Below are 221 nucleotides of genomic sequence, written 5' to 3' on the forward strand. Positions count from 1 at the left end.
AGATCTCATAGTCGTGCCTTTTGTGCGCTATGAGATTTTTTATGTCTTGCAAATTATTTTGACTATATTAGAATGGACTATGAGTTCTTAATTGTAGGGGGATACGTTAATGATTGACATTCATAGTCATATTTTACCGAATGTCGATGATGGAGCAGCGACTATTGAAGACAGTTTGGCCATGGCAAAAGTGGCCGAGATGAAGGTATTACGACAATCTA

Annotated in this window: 1 pseudogene; it reads left to right on the forward strand. The window is 37.6% G+C overall.

Features of this window, described 5'->3' with window-relative positions:
* Window positions 1–109 precede the first annotated feature (109 nt).
* Window positions 110–221, forward strand: a pseudogene (locus A194_RS20140) (CpsB/CapC family capsule biosynthesis tyrosine phosphatase); the annotation flags it as partial.

It is taken from the genome of Alkalibacillus haloalkaliphilus C5 (assembly GCF_000269905.1).
Taxonomy (GTDB): Bacteria; Bacillota; Bacilli; order Bacillales; family Alkalibacillaceae; genus Alkalibacillus; species Alkalibacillus haloalkaliphilus_A.